Below are 20,879 nucleotides of genomic sequence, written 5' to 3' on the forward strand. Positions count from 1 at the left end.
GATAAAAAACAACTCCAATTTTGTCGGATTCAAAACAACTGGAATAAACAACAAAAATATTTATATATTTATTTAACAAAAGCTATACAATAGGTTTACATGTTGTGAAAATGTGGAAAAGAATGTTTGTAATCATATTAAAAATTTGGAGGGATTAGAATGGCTAGTAAATTTGTAAAGGTTTTAGGAATCGTTTTTCTTATTCTGGGCGTTATAGGATTTGTGTTTCCGATGGAAGGATTATTTCATTTAACACCGAATCATAACGTTATTCACATTGTTTCTGGTATTGTGGCTCTATTTATGAGTTCAAGTGAAGCAAAAAGCATTCTCTATGCAAAAATCTTTGGAGCTGTGTATCTGCTAGTAGCAATATTAGGTTTATTCACTCATGAATTTGCTGGAATCATGTTTATGGTCGCAACAAACATTCTGCATTTTGCAATTGCATTTTCATCTTTATATGTTGGCTTTAAATCTAATGCATCTGCAACTGCTGGACATACAGCCTCCAGATAAGTATTTTGGTTATGAAAGGCTGTTTTCGTAAACATTGTTGCTAGTAGAAGTGGTTGATTTCCGTTACAGGATGCTCGCTTTCCGCGGGGCGTGCGGTGAGCCCCTAGGCTAATCAAGCCTGCCGGGGTCTCACCTGTCCCGCTGATCCCGCAGGACAAGGAAGGCTTCGGCAGCGTTACATCGCACGAAGAAAATTGATTTTTATTTTCGAGGAGTCTCACACCTTGCACTCCAATCAACTAGTCGAAGAAGCGGACTCAACAAAAAAATGTTTAAAAGCAACAATCTTTTAGTAATGAGCCTTATAAAAAAAGAGCATTCCGCTTTTTTTGCGGAATGCTCTTTTTTTTATCTTTATATGTCAAATAGCAAATTTAGCGTTTCTTTTTGCCATTTTCAAATTCCTCTTCAAAGAAAAAAGTACTAGGATGTTCACTAACTTTATAGCAATATTTCTTCATATGTTTAACATACTGAAATTTTGAGATGGTTACGCATTCACCCGTTTTTAAAACCGTTACTGTATCACCTTGATTAAAAATGTTCCCTGATCCTTTCAAGTGAGCACTTCCCTTCCTCTCTATTTTACCACAAATCATGGATGAGCATTAAATTACATTTTAAATACTTTCTTCTTTTTTTAGTTTTTATGCTAGTTGTTTTGGGAAGAGTATTAAAACAAGAATGATGAAACTTGAGGGAAAATGAATGAAAAAAAACCAAAAAAAGACACCAGATGTACCTGATCGGCAGTATTTTTTTCCAGCACAAATTATTGAATACTTTATTGAAGAAGGAAAAGAATCCTTAAAGATTACAAACTTAGCACAATTTATTCTTTCTTTTATGGCCGGGGCATTCATTGCATTTGGAGCACTTGGTTCTGTCCTTTTATCTATGGAAGTCCATACACCAGGACCATTTAATTTGCTGGCAGGTGTAGGATTTGCTATTGGATATGCCATGATATTCTTATCTGGTTCCATTCTATTTACAGAGATTAATGTACTGCTCCCTACTTATATTTTGCAGAGCAAGTTTTGGATCAGCAAAAACGTTTTGCGTTTCTGGGGAATTTGTTATATCGGAAATTTCTTAGGTGCCCTTTTTGTTGGATTATTACTGAATTTATCAGGTTCTCTTGATAAAGAGTTTTATGAAGGACTGCTTAAATTCATGGAAAAGAAGATGGAATTTACAGAGCGCGGAACATGGGGATGGTTTCAAGTCCTTTTTTCAGGAATTCTTGCAAACTGGCTGATTGGTATAGCTGCAGTTCTTGCTACAGCAGCTCGTGATGTAATGGGTAAAATCTTTGGTATTTTATTGCCGGTAATTATATTTGAAGCCGGAAACTTTCAGCACGCTGTTGCAAATATGGGATATTTCAGTATTTCAGTATTAGAAGGCTTTGAATACAGCTGGTATGAATTCATACTTCTTAATCTGATTCCCGCTTCTATAGGAAACTTAATCGGCGGCGGAATCCTTGTATCACTTCTGCTATCATTTGCTTTTAAAGATGATATTGATGAAGATATTGTAAAAGATGATGATGAAACTGATAAAATTTCTGATAAAGTTCATAAGTAGAATACAAGATCAACACCTTCATTGTCATATACAGTGAAGGTGTTTTTTGTTAGAGTTCAAATAGGAACAGATTTTCATCAAAACAAAGGATGTATTACTATGTCATATCAAACTAAAATCGCATTCCTATTTGTAGCGATTGGTGCGTCTTTTTGGGGAATTATCGGTTATTTCGTTAAAGAGCTGGCTTCGATTGGATACACACCTTTACAAATTGTTTTCTTAAGAGCCATTAGCGCGTTTATCTTCTTTTTCATATGGATCATTATTTACCGTCCCGGGCTCTTAAAAATAAAATTAAAAGACAGCTGGTATTTTTTCGGTACAGGCGTGCTGAGTGTTTCCTTCTTTAACTGGTGTTACTTTACAACTATTCAGCACTCCTCATTGGCTATCGCAGCTATCCTGTTATATACAGCACCTGTTTTTGTTTTGTTGATTTCTATCTTTGTATTCAAGGAAAAATTAACATGGCAGAAGCTTGCGGCATTATTCATCACTTTTTTAGGCTGTATGTTTGTTTCGGGTATTTTTTCCGGAAATTTCTCCGAGCTATCTTGGACAGGCTTAATTACTGGACTCGGAGCTGGATTCGGATACTCCCTTTATAGCATTTTTGGCAAACTGGCATCAAAAAAGTACGAAACATTGACCATCAGCTTTTACACGTTTTTGTTTGCTATGATCGTGTTATTTCCATTAAGCGGCATCAATTCTTTTGAAACGGCTGACTTCAATGCGCATGCAATCGTGTATACAGCAGGACTGGGACTATTTCCAACTGTTCTGGCTTATTGGTTCTATACGCAGGGATTAAAACAGGTAGAAGCGAGTAAAGCGTCTATCGTTTCGACCGTTGAACCGGTTGTCGCAACGATTATGGGGCTATTATTATATAAGGAATCCGTATCTTCCATTCAAATTACAGGTATTCTGCTTGTGCTTGGTGCGGTACTGCTTATTCAAGAGCGAAAAACAAAGACAGTGATGGATGCTTCATTATAAGCTTCGTTGACAAGTTGATAGAAGCTTAATGTGCGAGACTCCTGCGTGCCAGCCACCTGAATATACTTCTTGCAAGGCATGCGACGAGGAAGATGCTTCGTTAGGATTTGCTTGTAGACGCAGGAGCACACAAGCTCCCTTGAATGTGAGACCCCGCAGGCGCTATGCGCCGAGGAGGCTCACCGTACGCCCCGCGGAAAGCGAGCATCTGGAGCGGAAATCAACCACTTCTAAGAGCGAAAACAGCCTTAATTAAAGCACAATAAAAGGGTGCAGCATGATGCTGCACCCTTTATTGTTTAAAGAATGGAACTTAAAAAGTCTTTTGTTCGATCTTCTTTTGGATTATTAAACAACTCAGATGGTGTTCCTCTTTCCCAAATCTGCCCGTCATGCATATATACAACCTCATCTGCTACTTCTTTTGCAAAGCCCATCTCATGTGTAACAACGACCATCGTCATTCCTTCCTGGGCGAGCTCTTTCATTGTGGCTAATACTTCACCAACCAGTTCAGGATCTAGAGCTGAAGTGGGTTCATCAAATAGCATGATATCGGGTTTCATAGCAAGCGCTCTTGCGATGGCAACACGCTGCTTCTGTCCCCCGGACAGTTTAGCGGGATATACATCTGCTTTATCCGATAAACCTACTTTATCAAGCAAAATCCTCGCATCTTTTTCAGCTTCTTTTTTATCTTCATTTTTCACCATTACAGGTGCTTCCATTACGTTTTCAAGAACGGTTTTATGAGGAAAAAGATTAAAGTGCTGAAATACCATTCCTACTTTTTGGCGTACTTCATTTAAATTATGGGACTTAGGATCAACTTCTTCTCCCTCAATTACAATTTTCCCGCCATTCTTTATCTCCAGAAAATTAATACAGCGCAGCAGCGTACTTTTTCCTGATCCGCTTGCACCAATTAATACTACAACATCACTTTCATTAACATTGAGATTTACTTCTTTTAATACCTCTAAATCACCGAAGCTCTTTTTCAGGTTTTCGATTCGAATCATTTCTCTTTTCATATAAACTCCTCCTATTCCCCAGCTGAAAGTTTCTTTTCCAACATATTAACGAGAAGAGTGAAAAGAAGGACTAGGATCAGATAGTATAAGCCAACAATTATTAGATAGGTCATCTCATCAAACGTTCTCGATCCTTGAGTGGTCGCAATACTGAAAAGCTCTGATAAAGCGATAAAAGATGCCAAAGAAGAATCTTTAAGCCCGATGATGAATTGGTTTCCAAGTGGAGGAAGTGCACGTTTAAACGCTTGCGGTAAAATAATTCTGCGCATCGTTAAGCCGTATGGCATCCCTAATGAACGGCCTGCTTCCATCTGTCCTTTATCTACAGATTGGATGGATCCTCTGAAGATCTCAGCTATATAAGCACCATTATGCATAGCAAGACCAAAAGCTGCAGACCAGAATGCTGAAATACCTAATTCAGCCAGACCAAAATAAAAGATAAAGATCTGAACGATTAAAGGTGTACCACGAATTAGTGCAATATAAATATTAGCGATCCAATTAAGGATTTTAATTCCTGATATTTTAAACAAAGCAAAAATAAGTCCGATTCCGGTTCCGATTAGAATGGAAACAACGGTTAGTTTTAAAGTAATCCATAGACCCTTCATGAAGAGCGGATAACTTTCTATTAATACATCTAGAATATGTGCTATATCAAACATGCAGTTTTTCTCCCCTTTTCATCTCTATTCTCTCTCGAAAAAGAAAGCCGCCCTGCACTTTTGTCATGCGGACGGCTCACATAGGTTATTCAGGCTTTTTTGTGATATCAGCACCGACGTATTTTTCACTAAGCTTTTTAAGCTCTCCGCTGTCTTGGAGCTTCTTTAAAGCTTTATTAATAGCTTTTAATAGTTCTTTATCTTCTTTTTTAACAGCAATAGCTTGTTCACTCGTACCTAATTGTTCTTTCTCTACAATTTTGAATCCTTTTTCAATCGCTTGTTTACCAGTGATCGCATCTGTAATAACAGCATCATGTTTTCCTTCACTTAATGCACGCAATGCAGTTGCATCACTGTCATAGTTTTTAATCTGATCTGTAAAATCCTGAGCGGATTTTTCATAGGTAGAACCTTTTGAAACAGCAACTTCTTTTCCTTTTAAATCTTCCTTCGTCTTAATATCACTGTCCGGTCTTGTAAAAATGACTGGACCTGAATAATAATATGGCTCGCTGAAATTCACTGCTTGCTTACGGTCTTCAGTGATTGTATGGCTCGCCACTGCTGCGTCAAAACGATCTGCCTTTATTGCAGAAACTGCACCATGAAACTTGAACTTTTCTGGAACCGCCTTTAAGCCAAGTTCGTCTGCAATTGCTTTACCTACTGCTACATCATATCCTGTTAATTTACCATTCTTATCAACAGAACTGAAAGGAGGAAACTCCCCAGATACAATAAAATTAAATTCCCCTTCTTTTTTCAACTCTGGTCCACCGTCACTTGATTCACTGCTGCCGCATGCAGCCAGTACCATCATTGAAAAAATGATTGCTAAAATACTAATTTTCTTCTTGAAATCCTTCATTCTTATCCTCCTTGAAATCCCATTTAGCAGGTAACACCCACAAGACAATGGTAGCATGAAATGTAATCTTTCTCAATTTTCCGCAAATTTACAGCGATAAAAAAGGTGATTCCCCACGCTCCTATGCAATATTTACCCGTTTAAAAAAAGATTTAAACACCTAGTAAGCAAGCAAAAAACGCTCTTCAGCCTGAGGCTAAAAAGCGTTAAATATTTTTATTTCTATGGTAAAAGTTTAGTAGGGAGCAAAACCGTAACTGTTGTCCCAACGTCTAATATACTTTCAAATGTAATATTTCCATGGTGGTTTTCAATAATTTTCAAGCTCACCATCAGTCCTAAGCCGATCCCTTTTTCTTTGTTTGAATAAAACGGTTCTCCTAATCTTGCAAGACGATCTTCACTAATTCCAGATCCTTGGTCTGTCACTTTTATAAACACGTAGCTCTCATCAAAAGTACCGGTTTCGACAGTGATTGTTCCTCCGCACAGCATGGATTCTATCGCATTTTTAATGACATTTATAATGACCTGTTTAATTTGATTTCCTTCACAAAGTATTTGAGGTACATCCCTAAGTATTGTTTCAAATTGTACATTGTTAAGATTAGCTTCTGAATCTAAAAGGGTGATCGTCTGTTTAATAAAGTCATTTACGTTTCGATGCTGAAACACCGTATCTTGATGAGGTTTAGCTAAAACTAAAAATTCAGTTATGATTGACTCGATCCTATCCATTTCTGACAGTATAATTTCGCTGTGCAATTCATCCATATCCGGTTTCATCAATTGCACAAAACCTTTTATACTCGTAAGCGGATTCCTGATTTCATGAGCGATACCAGCTGCCAGTTCACCAACGACAGTAAGTTTGTCAGATTTTCTTAGCAGCTCTTCTTTTTCTTTCAGATCTGTAATATCCTCTGAAATACCGGCAATCCTATAAATTTCACCTTCATCATTTGTTATTGGGAACGCTCTTGTTCTTATCCAGCGGACTTTTCTATTTTTACTTTGAATACGGTACTCAATTTGTGACTCCCCGCCTGCAATTTTATTAATAAATCCTTGCACTTCTAGCTGATCATCGGGACAAATTTTAGTAAAAACCGATGAAAATGCCTCTGTATCTTCTATATCCCATATTTTTTGATACGCTTTTGATACATATAAAAGTGTTCGTGTGTTATAATCTTCCATCCAAAAAACATCTTTGGCATTTTCAGCAAATTGACGGAATCTCTCTTCACTTTCAAGAAGACCGATCTCCATCCTTTTATTCTCCGATATATCCCTTGAAACACCAACAATACCTTCTACTTGCCCTTGCTCATTTTTAATAGGAGAGAGAATGGCTTGATAATATAGTCGCTCTCCGTCTCGGATATTGCTCCATTCGTAGATCTGTGACTTCCCTTTTAAAACAAGCTGGCATACTTTTTCCTGGCCTTTAGCGATTTTTTCTCCGAAAACTTCTTTTAGCGATTTACCTAAAAAATATTCAGGTGTAATGTTATGTTTTTCCATCCATTTTCCGTAGATTCCTGTATGTACTAAATTCTTATCTAATGTAAAAACGGTATCTTCCATAGAATCAACAAGCGATAGAAATCTTTCTTGACTATGACTTAATGCTTGTTCGGTTTGTTTCCTAGCGGTAATATCTACTAGCGTAATAACTACCTGATCCACTTTGCTCTCTGTTAGGAAAATAGGCTTTGTACTTACTAGAATCCAGCGAATACCATTAAATCCTTTGCCCGTTATGCCTAGTTCACATTCATTAATTTCTGTGCCAGTTTGAATGGTAGTCTGTGATGGCAGTTCTTCAAAAGAAACCTTATTCTTTAGCTGATCCATTACTTCAAATGGCATGTTATATAAAAAAGAACCTTCCATTTCTGATTTGGAAAGCCCTAGTATTTCACAAGCTTTCTTGTTTGCAAGCAGAATGTGATTTGTTCGCTCCAACACGATAATTCCACTGGAAACTGCCTCGTATAACGTATACATTATTTGATTATTGTCCTGTAATTTGGCTGGAGTTTTTTTCATTTGGCTACATCCCTGTTGATTTATTTTGAAGTTATTTTACAAGAATTGTCTTTTCTCTATTTTTCTATTAAATACAAAAAATTACAAGTGTTATTTTTTCGAATGGGATTTATATTATCGTTTTAGAGGTAAAAGAAAGTATATTGATTTTTTAGAGGATAGAGCATGAAATACATGAGGAGATAATAGTTTAATAAAAACAACATTACGGAGGTTTTATGAATGTTCCTTTTTACAATGGTATGTTTAGCAGCTTTTTATCTATTAACAAAAGAAGATTCATTGCGGTTTAAACAAATCGCATGGCCAGTTTATGGGGTCATTGCTATAACGTTTATAATAGGTTTTCTTTCGTTAAAACCAGACACAACAACTTACGTTTTCTGGGTGCAGTTATTCTTTCTTCTTCTCGTACTGCCAGTCTTTACTCTTGTAATCCGGAAGCTTTGGCAGCTTAGCAAAAACATGCCTGCATGGGTACAATATTCTGTTTCTTTACCCGTATCCTTACTATTTGTTTTAACCCTTTGGATTTGCTGGAACATGTTTCCGATTGTTATGCACATTTTTTAATACTTCCCTGTTTGTTTACAGACCCACAAAAAACGCCTTATGGGTAACCATAAGGCGTTTTTTGTTGTTTCTGCTACCATGTTGTTATTGTAAGTGTGTGCGTTCCATAAGAACAAAACTGCTATTTGTCTTTGTCTGGGGTCTGTCCCCGGGTCTGTCCCCCCTGCATCAGGGAGAGAACTTCTTTGACGATGGTATTGATCTTTTGATCGATGAAGTCACTTCCGAAGGTTTCTTTCGCTCGCTTAATAGCAGAGATAACATCTTCCTCATATTGAATAAGATCTTCATCATCTTCTGCTTCGTTATATAAATCAATCATGCTGTCCAGACCTTCTTGCATACGATCGATGGCATCACTGTATTTTTCACGGTCTTCTTTATTATATTTCACGTTTATCACCCACTCATCAGTTTCTCCATCTCTTTTCACTATCAAACTTCTTAACATTCGAGAGGCGTGACTTTTTTCTCTATTTTTTCAGACAAAAGTGTACTATAATAATTTGGTTATTATTATCTCGAAATATATTATTTTACATATGTGAAATGTGAAGGAAGGAGGGGTAAAGTTGATTCGCCGGTGGTTTAACAGAAAACACAAATCCCTGCAGCCTGTGCTTGAAGCTCAGTCCGCAGAAACAGCGGCAGGTCTGTGTAAGAAAGCTGCAGATCCAGACCCTGTTAGAGAGATCTCTCATTTTAAAAGCCGACTAAAGGATTTCGGAATTGAATTTAGCCAATTGGCATCCAGTACACCTAAAGAACTTGAAAATAGACTTCAAGCGATTCAAGTTGCGGAAGAAATTGCGGCAGATCCTGAGATGAGAAACTACTTTTTAACATGGAAACGTTTGCCCCTTCTTCATGATGAAAAATCACAGCGTCAAAAACTCACCATGAAGAGGCAGCGTGAATACATAACCGCACTAACATTGATTTTCATAGAAAACTATCAAGTGTTGATGCAATATGTGCCGGGCACGGGAGGAAAACACTAATGAACAAAGCGATTATTGTAGAAGTGAACAGCCGTCACCTCATCGTTCTGGCTGAAGGCGGAGAATTTAAGAAGATAAAAAATACGAATCCTGCTTATACGGTTGGACAAGAAATCTCGATTCCTGTTCTTAAAGAAAAGAAAGATTCCATCTTCTCCGTATTTATTAACTGGAAAACAGGAACCGCTGCAGCATTGGCCATTTTTCTATTGTTCTTTCAAGTATTATCTCCAATGTCAGGAGAGGGAGCTTATGCATATGTCGGGATGAATATGGATCCGAGTCTGGAATTAAAGATAAACGAAGACATGCAGGTTCTCGAGATCTTCTCTTTCAATGAGCAAGGCGACACTGTTCTTGAACATATGGGTGAATGGAAGGAAAAAGAGATTGGTTATGTGACCAATCTTATATTTGAAGCTTGTGAAGATCTCGGATATTTAAAAACCAAAGAGGAAGTGCTCATTACCACAACTCTTTCTGAAGATATCCCTGAGAACAAGGAAAAAGCCATGAAGGAAATGGTCAATGAGGTCATGACCGAGACTGCAAAAAAGAAATCAGTTGAAATGACAACAATTGTTATGAGTTCTAAAGAGCGTGAAAAAGCTAAAAAAATGAATATATCACCAGGCCATTATGCCATTTATACAGCAGCCAAGAAATCCGGCATTAAAATTAGCCCAAAAGAGGTTGCCGGTCAAACCATTGAAGAGATATCTGAGAAAGTTGGACCGATTAAAGACCTTTTAGAAGAAAATGATGAAATTTCAGCTTCGACTAAAAAAGAAGAAAAAAATCAAGTATACGAGCCTCCGCTTCCAATCCTGGATGATAAGGAAGAAGAGGAAAAAGCAGAAAAAGAAAAACCAGCTGTTCCAGTGCAAGAAAAAGTAAAGAATACTCGTAAAGAAAGGTCAGCGAAACCTCAGAATACTCATTCTGTCATTGCCGCAGAACCTAAAAAAGAAGAGAAAAACCAAGAACATGCAGCGGAAAAAGAGGAGGACAAGCATAAAAATCCGCCTTTAACAGCAGCGGTACCTGAAAAGGATAACGCAGCACAGATTCCGCCTAAAGAAATGCCAGCAGTTACACATCCAAAAGAGGAAAAACCAAAGGAAGAAAAACCAAAAGAGGAAAAGCCTAAAGAAGAGAAACCGAAAGAAGAAAAGCCTAAAGCCGATCCTCCTCCCTCTGATTCAGAGGAACCCGTTCATTCGGAACCTGATCCTTCTGAAGAACCCGAATCCAAAGAATGGATTTACATTGAAATCATCATAGATAATTTGATTATTACAGTGAAAATCAAAAGTGATTCTAATCTATTAAAAGAAGATTTAAAGAAACAAGCGTTAGCAATTATAAGTCAAAATCATACATTACTACAAAACCAGCCTTTGATTGCTTCCACTGAAGAATTGAAAGGTGCAGCTGTAAAAGGCCAAACTGAAAAAGAAGTTGATTCAGCTAAAAACCATGCTGATATCGGCACACAAAAAGCTTCATAATGCTTAAAACTCCGGAGATTATCCGGAGTTTTCTTTTGTTTTCCTCCGTAAAATCCGTATAATTCCCCATCTGTTTTGGCAATAGTGATAATAGGAGGAGAGTGCATATGCTCAGAATTTATCATACCTATTTAAGACTGCCTATGCTGGTTAGACTGGGCATCATTCTTATGCTTATCTTGTATTCGAGCGCTGTTTTAGCACACTTCTTAGAAAAAAAAACTTTCCCGACTATATTTGAAGCTTTTTACTGGGCAGTCATTACTGCTGGAACTGTAGGTTATGGTGATTATGCCCCGTACACATTTGAGGTTAGATTGCTCGCAATCCTCCTTGTATTTTTAGGCGGGTCTTTTTTAGCTTTTTTAACGGTTCATTTTGCGAGTGCTGTAGTAAAGAAAGAAAATCGCTTTTTTGAGGGGAAAAATATGTACAATAATAAAGATCATTTTATCGTTGTTGGATGGAACGAACGTGCACGCAACACGATTTATGCCATTATGGAAAGTAGAGAAGCCTCTGAAATTGTTCTCATTGATGATTCGCTAAAATCGAATCCATTATATCAAGAAGGGGTCCATTTTGTTCAAGGAAAAGCGAGTGAAGATCAAATATGGATGAAAGCGAATATTCAAAAAGCACAAATTGTACTTATAACAGCTGATGACAACTTAAAAGAATCAAATGCTGACATGAATACTATTATTTCAATACTAACTGCCAGAGGGCTTAATGAACGAGTTCTGATACACGCTGAAATACTTACTTCTGAACAATCAACTAATGCAAAACGGGCTGGAGCCGATTATATTATCCAAACTTCAAACCTGGCTGCTAATGAAATGGTCAGTAGCTTAAATAATAAACTCACACAAAAATAGATAGGCAAATAATGCCCATCTATTTTTTACTTTAATAACTGTGATTCAGCTTTTTGAACGAGTTCTTTTGCTATGCCGATCCACTTTTTTTCAATCGTGGCATCCGGGTCTTGCGGCTCTGAAAATTGATTTACACTCCCGGATAAGTTCCCAGCTCCTGCATGATCATCAAGACCAATCTGATATTTATGTGCTAATAAAAATGGCTCACCCATTTGAACAGTAGTATCTCTTTTATCAAGTTCCCCTTCAACAGCCTTAAATGGGATTCTTAAAAATGTGTACCCTTCTTCATCATCGAGTTTGTAATCAAAATACCCATGGTCATAATCCCAGTTGCCTCCGTAAGAAAAACCCATGCTTTTGAGAACGTCTTCCGCTTCATTCAATGCAATCATTTGATTTTCAAGTTTGCTTTTTATCGGTTTCATGTTCACCCTCCTTCTTTTTCTATTGTTTAGCCTTTCCAAATCATAGATAGATTATAAGATCCCTCGTTAATTCTGCTTGCTCAGCCCAAACAAAAAAGCCTGGCCGTTTGACCAGACTTCTGTTTCTTAAAGACGCTTCTCAAGCTCTTCTTTTTCTTTTTCAAATCCAGGTTTTCCTAAAAGGGCAAACATATTCTTCTTGTATGCTTCTACACCTGGCTGATCAAATGGATTCACTCCTAAAAGATATCCGCTGACCGCACATGCTTTTTCAAAGAAATAAACCATGTAACCAAAATGGTATGGTGACATTTCTGGAATATTCACGATTAAGTTAGGAACTCCGCCGTCTGTATGCGCAAGAAGTGTGCCTTGGAAAGCTTTCTTATTAACAAAATCCATTGTTTGACCGGCTAGGAAATTCAGTTTGTCCAAGTTTTGATCATCTTCTTCAATCAGTAACTCTTCACGTGCTGAATCAACATAAAGTACTGTTTCAAATAGGTCACGGCGTCCTTCTTGAACGTATTGTCCCATTGAATGCAAATCAGTTGTGAAGTCCACAGACGCAGGATAAATTCCTTTGTAGTCCTTACCTTCACTTTCGCCATAAAGCTGTTTCCACCATTCAGAAACATAGTGGAGCCCTGGCTCATAGTTTACCATGAGCTCAATCGTCTTACCCTTGTTATATAGTGCATTTCGAACAGCAGCATACTGGTAGGCAATGTTTTCTGCAAGGTTTGGATTGTTGAAATCAACTGATGCATCTTTAGCACCATTCATCATTTCCTCAATGTTAACTCCGCTTACAGCGATCGGTAATAGTCCGACAGCTGTTAAAACAGAATAACGTCCACCAACATCGTCAGGAATAACGAATGATTCATAGCCTTCTTCATTAGCTAATGTTTTTAATGCACCTTGCGCTTTATCTGTTGTTGCATAAATACGCTTGCGTGCTTCTTCTTTTCCGTATTTTTCTTCTAAGAACTTTCTAAAGATACGGAACGCGATCGCCGGTTCTGTTGTAGTACCAGATTTAGAGATAACATTTACAGAAACATCTTTATCCTTTAATACATCAAAAAGCTCTTTTACATAAGTTGATGAGATGTTTTGTCCAGCAAAGAAAACTTGCGGAGTCTTACGGTCTTCTTTGGATATCAGGTTGTAGAAAGAATGATTTAACATTTCAATCGCTGCTCGTGCTCCTAAATATGAGCCTCCGATTCCAACAACAATTAAAACATCAGAATCACTTTTAATCTTTTCAGCACTTTTAACGATTCGGCTGAACTCTTCGCGGTCATAGTTCTCAGGCAGATCTACCCAGCCTAAAAAATCATTGCCTGCACCTGTTTTTTCGTGGATTGCCTCATGTGCTGTTTTAACAGCTCCCTTAAGGTAATCAACTTCATGCTGCCCAATAAAAGAAAGGGCTTTGCTATAATCAAAACTCAGCTTTTTTGTCATATGTAAGCCTCCTAACAATCATTTATTCTTTCACTTTATACAATGGAACTCAGCAAATCAAGAAACCTCATCGATGTAAACGGTTTCGTGTGAATAGACGAAATATTCTTTACTATTTCATAAAGGCTGTTTCACAAACTTTGTTGCTTTTGAAAGTCGTTGATTACCTCTCCAGGACGCTCGCTCCAATCAACTTGTCTAAGAAGGGAGGACCAAACTACACAAAACAACAATCTTTTAGAGAAGAGCCTTTAGAAATGAGCCTTCATAAAAAAGAAGGGGTAAGCCCCTTCTTTTATAATGACATTTTTAAAATGTTTAATACGTCTTCTTTATTTTGCTTGCTAAAGTTGCCAAACTCACCTCTAGCCATTGCTTTATCGGCTATAAGATCAAGTTTCGAACTGTCAATATCATAATCCGCTAATGCGTTTGGTGCACCCAGTGATGTCCAGAATGCTGATAAACGGTCAATACCTTCCAACGCTGCTTCTTTATCCGATTTTCCTTCTGTTTCTACATTAAATACTCGAACAGCAAGCTGTTTAAATCTTTCCACATTTGTGTCTACGTTATGTCTCATCCAATTTGGGAAAAGAATGGCTAAGCCGCCAGCGTGAGGAATGTCATATACAGCAGAAACAGCATGCTCTATATTATGGCTTCCCCAGTCACCGCGAAGACCCATTTGAAGGGTTCCATTAAGCGCCATCGTTCCATTGTAAAGAATGGTTTCACGCAGTTCATAATTTTCCAGGTCCTCTAGCAGCTTAGGAGCCGTTTCCATGACCGTTAATAAAATCGATTCGGCAAAACGGTCTTGCAAAGGAGTATTTTCTGCATTATGAAAGTATTGTTCTAATACGTGGGACATCATATCTACAATTCCGTAAATCGTTTGATCTTTTGGAACTGAGAAAGTATATGTTGGGTCCAAAATTGAGAATTTCGGGAATACTAATGGGCTTCCCCAGCCATATTTCTCTTGTGTCTCCCAATTCGTGATAACTGATCCTGAATTCATTTCTGATCCAGTAGCTGCTAAAGTAAGAACCGTACCAAAAGGAAGAGCTTCTTGAGGCTGAGCTTTTAGAGTGATTAGGTCCCAAACATCTCCATCATATTTTGCTCCCGCTGCAATCGCTTTTGTACAATCGATCACACTTCCGCCGCCTACTGCCAATAAGCATTCAATATTGTTTTCTTTACAGAGGTCTACACCTTTTTTTACAGTTGACAGTCGTGGATTAGGTTCTACTCCAGAAAGCTCGCTTACCTCCATCCCCATCTTATTTAACTCACTCATAACTTCATCATATAATCCGTTGCGCTTAATGCTTCCCCCGCCATAGACAACAAGTACTTTTTTACCGTAACGACCAAGTTCATCTTTAAGAGTCTTAATCTGATTTTTACCGAATACTAATCGGGTAGGGTTGTAATATATATATTCATTCATTGTAATTACTCCTCCTTACATCATTTAATCCGTATTATGTGGGACTCAGCCTTAAAAAGTAAAGTAATCAGCTTACCGAAACTTAGGATGCGTCAGTAAATGTTGTTTCATCCTGCAGAAGTCGGGAATGTATAAATACAGTTAAAATTTGGCACTATAAGAGAGTATTTTTATTAAAAAAATAGGAGGAATTATCAAATGAGTGGATTACAGCGATTTGCGCTGGCATTAGTAATTGTTGGAGCAATCAATTGGGGACTAATCGGATTTTTTCAGTTTGATCTTGTTGCAGCCATTTTCGGCGGGCAGGACACTGCTTTAGCTCGTATCGTATACGGACTTGTTGGTCTTTCCGGTTTGTACTGTTTAACATTATTATTTAAACCTTCTGAAGAATTAAGCGGCGAAAGAACTCCTGAACATAATCGAGTTTAATATTCGGATTCATTCATTTTTGTGTACAAAAAAACCTCTCGAGATGAGAGGTTTTTTTATTATTTTTTAAGGCGCTTGTTAAGTTGAGCCTGACGATCAGTTGACTCTTTCAACCAGTCTTTAAGCTTTGCTTCAAGAGTGTTGAAACCTTTGTTAGCGTCTTGATTGTTATTGCTGCTGCTTTTCTTGTTGTTGTTGAAACCACCAGGACGGCGCTCTTTTTTCGGTGCTGGCGCTGGTGCTTCTTGTGTTTGTCGGATGGAAAGTGAAATTTTCTTGCTGTCTTCGTCAACAGAAAGAATCTTTACTGACACAACGTCGCCAACACTTAAAGCGTCATTAATATCTTTAACGAAGCCATGGGAAACTTCAGAAATATGCACAAGACCTTGTACATTATCATTTAATGCAACAAACGCACCAAAAGGCTTAATGCCTGTAACTTTACCTTCAACAATGCTACCTACTTCAAAATTCATGAAAACACTCCTAACTATTTTTTAACCTGTTAAGTATAACATAACTATACAGTACAAGCAAAATTAATAAATGGAGTGTTAACGGCCGGTTAGTGTTAATTCCTGTCCTATACTAGGATTGTACATTTCGTTCTTCCCGAAATTGTATCTTTTCTCAATATTTATCTGATGCCATAACATGAACATCAGTACCGTCCATATCTTCCTGCTGTAATCTCCTCTTCCAGCACGGTGTCCTTCAAGTAGATTAAGTACTGTATCTTTATTTAAATATTGATCCGTATCACTCGATAAAATCAGTTGTTTAGCCCAATCATACATTTCATTTTTCAGCCAGTGCCTGATCGGAACAGGAAATCCTAACTTTCTGCGGTGAAGAACGCTATCAGGTACAATATCTTGCATAGCCTCTCTTAGGGCATATTTAGTAGTTCCGTTTGTTACTGTCAGATTAGGATGCAGACTTGAAGCAATTTTAAACACTTCTTTATCTAAGAATGGTACTCGCAGTTCCAGTGAATGAGCCATTGTCATCTTGTCTGCTTTAACGAGTATATCCCCCCTCATCCATGTATGAAGGTCGATATATTGCATTTTGTGTACATCATGAAACGCTGCAGCTTGATCATATAAAGGTTTTGTTACATTTTTATAATTATATGCTGACCGATAATCTTTCAACAGTTTACTCTTTTCAAATTCTGAAAACATCTTAGCGTTTCCAATATAACGCTCTTCAATCGTCATGCTTCCCCGCTCCAAGAAGCTTTTTCCTTTAATTCCCTCAGGAAGAACGTTTGCAATCGCAGCAAGACCTTTTGTTATTCCTTTTGGCATGGAAGATAAATGACGTAAAGAGTGTGGTTCATGATAGATGTTATATCCTCCAAAAAGCTCATCTGCTCCCTCACCTGATAATACGACTGTCACATGCTTTGCAGCTTCACGAGCCACAAAATACAATGGAACCGCTGCTGGATCTGCAACAGGGTCATCCATATGCCAGATTATCTTTGGGAGCTCCCTGATAAACTCTTCGGGTTTTACTAAGTAATGAATGTTTTCAACGTTCAATGCAGCAGCTGTTTGCACTGCAACATCGATCTCACTGAAACCTTCTCTTTCAAATCCTACAGTAAAAGTTTTCAGTGACGGATGAAGTTCACTTGCCAGTGCTACAATTGCACTGGAATCTATCCCGCCAGATAAGAAAGCCCCTACTGGAACGTCTGAACGCATGTGCACTTTTACGGAGTCCCGTAAACAAGAGCGAATTTCATCTTTAGCTTCTTCAAGTGTCATATCTTTTGGTGTGAAATTCGGCTTCCAATATGACTTGATCCTTAAAGGTCTGCCTGCTTTTTTAACAAAATAATGCCCTGGTTCGAGTTTCTTGATTCCTTTTGTTAAAGTCATCGGTTCAGGAACAAATTGATAAGTTAAATAGTGATGCAGTGCTTCAGTATCAATTTGCGGCTTTTGTTTCGCAAGAGTGATGCTTTTCTTTTCAGATGCACAATACAAACCCTCTTCATCCTCTAAATAAAAGAACGGCTTGATTCCAAACGGATCCCGCGCACCAAAAAGCTCTTTCGTTTCTTTATCCCAGATTAAAAATCCGAACATCCCTCGAAGTTCTTTCATTGTCTCTTCGCGTCTTTCACTAAAAAGAGCGAGTATGACTTCAGTATCAGAGTGTGTTTTAAACTCAAAACCTTTTTCTTCAAGGTCTTTTCTTATTTCAACATAATTATAGATTTCTCCATTAAAAATGATCCAATAACGATCATCTTCATATGATAAAGGCTGTTTCCCGCTTTCCAGGTCGATGATGCTTAAACGGCGAAATCCAAAGCGGACATATTGATCAACAAAGTGTCCGCTATCATCCGGACCTCTGTGTGTAATGATGTTTGTCATCTCAATTAATTTTTCAGTTTCCTGCTGCTCAGCAGTTTCAGGTGTATTTAACATATATCCAATAAAGCCGCACATTTTAAAGTTCCTCCCAGATAAAGCAGTTCAAATATCAAGTTTTTCATGTATCTAAAAAGGCCAAAGGTTTTCCAATATATTAAATTGTTACCTTTATTTGAGAAACACCTTTTAATTATAACGCCTATTTTTAACTATTCACTACATTTTTGTTAAAAAAATGAAAAACAAGGAATCTGTACTATATTTGTCGAGAAAAACAAAAAAAAGTTACAACAATTTATTAAATGGCTCATTTCTAAAATGATTGTTGCTTTTCAACATTTTTATGGAGTACGCTTCTTTGACTAGTTGATTTGTGCGAAAGGTGCGAGACTCCTAACAGGTGAGACTCCTAATGGTGCAAAGCGCCAAGGAGGCTCACCGCACGTCCCGAGGAAAGCGAGCACCTGGAGCGGAAATCAACATCTTCTAATCACAACACTGTTTACAAAACAGCCTATTAAATCATTGTGTTTGGATCTAAAATACGTTCTGCTTCTTCCGGTGTGAATAATTCTTTTTCAATTAAAAGTTCCTTCAACGTTTTCCCTGTTTCAAAGCTTTCTTTTGCCACTGCAGCTGCCTTTTCATATCCGATATGAGGATTTAATGCTGTTACTAGGGAAAGACTTTGATCCAGCCACTCTTTAATTCTTTCTTTATTCGCGCTGATTCCTTTCAAACATTTATCCGTAAAGACATTCATGCCATTGCTTATAATCGTAATAGATTGCAAAACATTATAACCAATTACAGGCATCATGGGATTAATTTCAAGCTGGCTTCCGATGGCAGCAGTTGTTACACAAGAATCATTTCCAATTACCTGTGAACAAATCATATATAAATTTTCTAGAATCACTGGATTGATTTTGCCTGGCATTATAGAGGAACCTGGCTGAACTGCAGGCAGTGTTATTTCTGCAAGTCCGGTTCTTGGTCCGCTGCTCAATAGACGCAGATCACTTGAGATTTTTATGAGATGAACCGCTAGTTCTCTCAAGTGGGCGCTGATACGGATCGCAGAATTGGTATTTTGCATAAACATATACGTGTTTTCACTCTGTGTGAATGGAAGATTCGTCCGTTTCGCAATCTCTTTTATGGCTAGAACTGCATACTTCTCATGAGCATTAATTCCGGTTCCTACTGCGTTTCCGCCTAACCCGAGTTCAAATAAATACTTTTCAGCTTCTTTTAAACCGTTTTTAACAGACAGAATAGCTCCTTTATATCCTTTAAATTCACTCCCCAGCCTGATAGGAACAGCGTCCTGCAAATGTGTACGTCCTGCTTTTATAACTGAATGGAATTCCCGTTCTTTTTCTTCCAAGACTTCTAGTAAATGATCTATAGCAGGATACAGCGTTTCATATAGCTGACCCGCAATTGAGATATGTATGGCTGTTGGAATTGTGTCATTTGTAGACTGTGACATATTTACATCATCGTTTGGATGAACGACACTAAAATCACCTTTTTTGCCTCCTAGTATTTCAGCTGCTCTTGATGCGATCACTTCATTAACATTCATATTTTGCGAAGTACCTGCACCCGCCTGGTACACATCCACAACAAACTGTTCGATCCATTTGCCATTGATAATTTCTTCAGCAGCCTGAATAATACTGTCGGCTTTTTTAGCATTTAAATCACCGCATTCTTTATTAGCTGCGGCAGCACTTGCTTTGATAATCGCTTGTGCTTTAATAAAAGAAAAAGGCAGTCTGAGACCGCTTATAGGAAAATTATTTACCGCTCTCTGAGTCTGGGCACCGTAATAAACATCTTCAGGTACTTTTACTTCTCCTAACGTGTCCTTAGCAATTCGGAATTTATCCACTTCGTTCACTCCTTTTTAAAGCACTCTTAAGACTTGTATTCCCATCAACAGAATATATGTAATCCTATTTTCAAATATTTACTTAACGAAACACCTGTGGGCTTAACGGGGCAGACGAAAAATGGAAGCGTCGATTTAGCCCCGATCTCCTGCCCTTTGTTGATGAGATTTCACGGTACGTGTTCTTATATTTATTACACGTTCGCTCAGAATCATTGAGTTTCGCTCAAAAACGCCATGTTACGCTCAAGATCCTCTCGTTTCGCTCAAACCACCTCTAGCTTCGCTCAAAATCTTCCTTTTTCGCTCAAATACACATCTTCCTTACAACGCTCCGCTGAAAGCGAGCACGTGTGAGCGGAAATAACAGCTTCTTATAGCAACATTTTACGAAAACAGGCTTTTGAACAGAACAAAACCGCCATGGATAAGGCGGTTTTATAATTGAGGCAAAGCTATGACAACAGCAGGTTCTTTTTTAATAAACTTATGCTCTGTCTTATAGCCCGCTTTTTTTTGTTTTAAATAGGTTTTCTTTGAAATTGGACGGGGCCTTGACCAGGAAAGGGAGTCAAGATTTTTCCAATTATCATGTGTAATAATTTCACTTTTGTAGTAATAACAGTTTCCGCTAGTATACTCTTCACAAATATAGCGGACTGTTTGACGACTATGCATATCATCTCTCCATTTTTTACTTCATTATCCCCGCATAACGTTTCATTCATACTTTAAGCAAAAAAAGGCCTGAAGACCCTACCTCCAAGCCTTAATCTGTTAATCTCTGGTGTTCCACCACCACCAGCCACCAAATATCAAGATGAGAATAAACAAGATTATTATTACAGCCCAGATCCAACCGTAGCCATAGCCGCCATAACCGTAGCCACCTGCATACGGGTAATAGTAAGGATAATATGGAAATGCCATCCTGCTACCTCCTTCATTTCTTTTCTTTATGCGTTCTTACTCCTTATTAAAATATGTACGAAGCAGGTAAAGAGGAATAGAGACAAACGCACAAATTTTGATTGGACTGCTGGAATTCCGGGATAAAACAACCTT

22 protein-coding genes are annotated in these 20,879 nt (G+C 37.9%); 8 read left to right on the forward strand and 14 right to left on the reverse strand.

Annotated elements, in window-relative coordinates; all coding sequences use genetic code 11:
- Nucleotides 1–159 precede the first annotated feature (159 nt).
- On the forward strand, nucleotides 160–519 hold the full coding sequence (locus ACFQ4X_RS12080; protein WP_379835425.1) for a DUF4383 domain-containing protein: 360 nt from the start codon (nucleotides 160–162) through the stop codon (nucleotides 517–519).
- A gap of 374 nt (nucleotides 520–893) precedes the next feature.
- Here the strand turns inward: ACFQ4X_RS12080 and ACFQ4X_RS12085 are convergent, their stop codons facing one another.
- Entirely contained in the window at nucleotides 894–1,079 is a 186-nt protein-coding gene (locus ACFQ4X_RS12085) for a hypothetical protein (protein WP_077359505.1), read from the reverse strand.
- A 148-nt stretch (nucleotides 1,080–1,227) separates the two neighbouring features.
- Here ACFQ4X_RS12085 and ACFQ4X_RS12090 point away from each other — a divergent pair, with 148 nt between their 5' ends.
- Nucleotides 1,228–2,112 carry a formate/nitrite transporter family protein gene (locus tag ACFQ4X_RS12090; protein ID WP_379835427.1) on the forward strand — a complete coding sequence of 295 codons (885 nt, stop codon included), beginning with the start codon at nucleotides 1,228–1,230 and terminating at the stop codon, nucleotides 2,110–2,112.
- Between the two features lie 99 nt (nucleotides 2,113–2,211).
- Complete coding sequence (locus ACFQ4X_RS12095; RefSeq protein ID WP_379835429.1) at nucleotides 2,212–3,117, forward strand: DMT family transporter; 906 nt, start codon at nucleotides 2,212–2,214, stop codon at nucleotides 3,115–3,117.
- 299 nt (nucleotides 3,118–3,416) lie between these two features.
- On the opposite strand, the gene ACFQ4X_RS12100 is transcribed toward ACFQ4X_RS12095, so the two are convergent.
- From ACFQ4X_RS12100 to ACFQ4X_RS12115, 4 genes are all read right to left on the reverse strand, one after another.
- A complete protein-coding gene (locus ACFQ4X_RS12100) occupies nucleotides 3,417–4,151 on the reverse strand; it encodes an amino acid ABC transporter ATP-binding protein (RefSeq protein ID WP_319005296.1) in 735 nt (244 codons plus the stop codon).
- An 11-nt stretch (nucleotides 4,152–4,162) separates the two neighbouring features.
- Nucleotides 4,163–4,822: an amino acid ABC transporter permease gene (locus ACFQ4X_RS12105; RefSeq protein ID WP_066292088.1), complete on the reverse strand. Its 660-nt coding sequence runs from the start codon at nucleotides 4,820–4,822 to the stop codon at nucleotides 4,163–4,165.
- Between the two features lie 85 nt (nucleotides 4,823–4,907).
- Nucleotides 4,908–5,693, reverse strand: a complete 786-nt coding sequence (locus tag ACFQ4X_RS12110) for a transporter substrate-binding domain-containing protein (protein ID WP_379835432.1) — start codon at nucleotides 5,691–5,693, stop codon at nucleotides 4,908–4,910.
- Between the two features lie 222 nt (nucleotides 5,694–5,915).
- Nucleotides 5,916–7,748, reverse strand: a complete 1,833-nt coding sequence (locus ACFQ4X_RS12115; RefSeq protein ID WP_379835434.1) for a PAS domain S-box protein — start codon at nucleotides 7,746–7,748, stop codon at nucleotides 5,916–5,918.
- A 222-nt stretch (nucleotides 7,749–7,970) separates the two neighbouring features.
- On the opposite strand from ACFQ4X_RS12115, the gene ACFQ4X_RS12120 reads away from it, so the two are divergent.
- A complete protein-coding gene (locus tag ACFQ4X_RS12120; protein ID WP_379835436.1) occupies nucleotides 7,971–8,321 on the forward strand; it encodes a hypothetical protein in 351 nt (116 codons plus the stop codon).
- Between the two features lie 121 nt (nucleotides 8,322–8,442).
- On the opposite strand, the gene ACFQ4X_RS12125 is transcribed toward ACFQ4X_RS12120, so the two are convergent.
- Nucleotides 8,443–8,754: a protein mistic gene (locus ACFQ4X_RS12125; RefSeq protein ID WP_379835438.1), complete on the reverse strand. Its 312-nt coding sequence runs from the start codon at nucleotides 8,752–8,754 to the stop codon at nucleotides 8,443–8,445.
- A 139-nt stretch (nucleotides 8,755–8,893) separates the two neighbouring features.
- Between ACFQ4X_RS12125 and ACFQ4X_RS12130 the strand changes: the two genes are divergently transcribed.
- From ACFQ4X_RS12130 to ACFQ4X_RS12140, 3 genes are all read left to right on the forward strand, one after another.
- Nucleotides 8,894–9,322 carry a hypothetical protein gene (locus ACFQ4X_RS12130; RefSeq protein ID WP_379835439.1) on the forward strand — a complete coding sequence of 143 codons (429 nt, stop codon included), beginning with the start codon at nucleotides 8,894–8,896 and terminating at the stop codon, nucleotides 9,320–9,322.
- The gene (locus tag ACFQ4X_RS12135) at nucleotides 9,322–10,833 is read left to right on the forward strand and encodes an anti-sigma factor domain-containing protein (RefSeq protein ID WP_379835441.1); all 1,512 of its coding nucleotides are present in this window, start codon (nucleotides 9,322–9,324) and stop codon (nucleotides 10,831–10,833) included. The genes ACFQ4X_RS12130 and ACFQ4X_RS12135 overlap by 1 nt, the downstream gene beginning before the upstream one ends.
- Before the next feature lie 107 nt (nucleotides 10,834–10,940).
- Nucleotides 10,941–11,714: a potassium channel family protein gene (locus ACFQ4X_RS12140; protein WP_379835443.1), complete on the forward strand. Its 774-nt coding sequence runs from the start codon at nucleotides 10,941–10,943 to the stop codon at nucleotides 11,712–11,714.
- Nucleotides 11,715–11,740: 26 nt separating this feature from the next.
- On the opposite strand, the gene ACFQ4X_RS12145 is transcribed toward ACFQ4X_RS12140, so the two are convergent.
- The 3 genes from ACFQ4X_RS12145 to ACFQ4X_RS12155 all read right to left on the reverse strand — a co-directional run bounded on the left by ACFQ4X_RS12145 (nucleotide 11,741) and on the right by ACFQ4X_RS12155 (nucleotide 15,080).
- Nucleotides 11,741–12,145: a YugN-like family protein gene (locus tag ACFQ4X_RS12145; protein ID WP_379835445.1), complete on the reverse strand. Its 405-nt coding sequence runs from the start codon at nucleotides 12,143–12,145 to the stop codon at nucleotides 11,741–11,743.
- A gap of 126 nt (nucleotides 12,146–12,271) precedes the next feature.
- Nucleotides 12,272–13,621: a glucose-6-phosphate isomerase gene (locus ACFQ4X_RS12150; protein ID WP_379835447.1), complete on the reverse strand. Its 1,350-nt coding sequence runs from the start codon at nucleotides 13,619–13,621 to the stop codon at nucleotides 12,272–12,274.
- Nucleotides 13,622–13,916: 295 nt separating this feature from the next.
- Nucleotides 13,917–15,080, reverse strand: a complete 1,164-nt coding sequence (locus tag ACFQ4X_RS12155; protein ID WP_379835449.1) for an iron-containing alcohol dehydrogenase — start codon at nucleotides 15,078–15,080, stop codon at nucleotides 13,917–13,919.
- A gap of 198 nt (nucleotides 15,081–15,278) precedes the next feature.
- Here ACFQ4X_RS12155 and ACFQ4X_RS12160 point away from each other — a divergent pair, with 198 nt between their 5' ends.
- Complete coding sequence (locus ACFQ4X_RS12160; RefSeq protein ID WP_066292112.1) at nucleotides 15,279–15,515, forward strand: DUF378 domain-containing protein; 237 nt, start codon at nucleotides 15,279–15,281, stop codon at nucleotides 15,513–15,515.
- 59 nt (nucleotides 15,516–15,574) lie between these two features.
- Here the strand turns inward: ACFQ4X_RS12160 and yugI are convergent, their stop codons facing one another.
- The 5 genes from yugI to ACFQ4X_RS12185 all read right to left on the reverse strand — a co-directional run bounded on the left by yugI (nucleotide 15,575) and on the right by ACFQ4X_RS12185 (nucleotide 20,744).
- Nucleotides 15,575–15,994, reverse strand: coding sequence for a S1 domain-containing post-transcriptional regulator GSP13 (gene yugI / locus ACFQ4X_RS12165; RefSeq protein ID WP_066292113.1), 420 nt, complete (start codon nucleotides 15,992–15,994; stop codon nucleotides 15,575–15,577).
- 78 nt (nucleotides 15,995–16,072) lie between these two features.
- A complete protein-coding gene (asnB, locus tag ACFQ4X_RS12170; RefSeq protein WP_379835452.1) occupies nucleotides 16,073–17,989 on the reverse strand; it encodes an asparagine synthase (glutamine-hydrolyzing) in 1,917 nt (638 codons plus the stop codon).
- Between the two features lie 442 nt (nucleotides 17,990–18,431).
- Nucleotides 18,432–19,814 carry a class II fumarate hydratase gene (locus ACFQ4X_RS12175; protein ID WP_379835454.1) on the reverse strand — a complete coding sequence of 461 codons (1,383 nt, stop codon included), beginning with the start codon at nucleotides 19,812–19,814 and terminating at the stop codon, nucleotides 18,432–18,434.
- Nucleotides 19,815–20,252: 438 nt separating this feature from the next.
- Nucleotides 20,253–20,492, reverse strand: a complete 240-nt coding sequence (locus tag ACFQ4X_RS12180; protein WP_379835455.1) for a hypothetical protein — start codon at nucleotides 20,490–20,492, stop codon at nucleotides 20,253–20,255.
- A 99-nt stretch (nucleotides 20,493–20,591) separates the two neighbouring features.
- Complete coding sequence (locus tag ACFQ4X_RS12185; RefSeq protein WP_083207830.1) at nucleotides 20,592–20,744, reverse strand: sporulation protein YjcZ; 153 nt, start codon at nucleotides 20,742–20,744, stop codon at nucleotides 20,592–20,594.
- Nucleotides 20,745–20,879: the final 135 nt, after the last annotated feature.

It is taken from the genome of Fictibacillus halophilus, from assembly GCF_042680145.1.
GTDB classification, from domain to species: Bacteria; Bacillota; Bacilli; order Bacillales; family Fictibacillaceae; genus Fictibacillus; species Fictibacillus halophilus_A.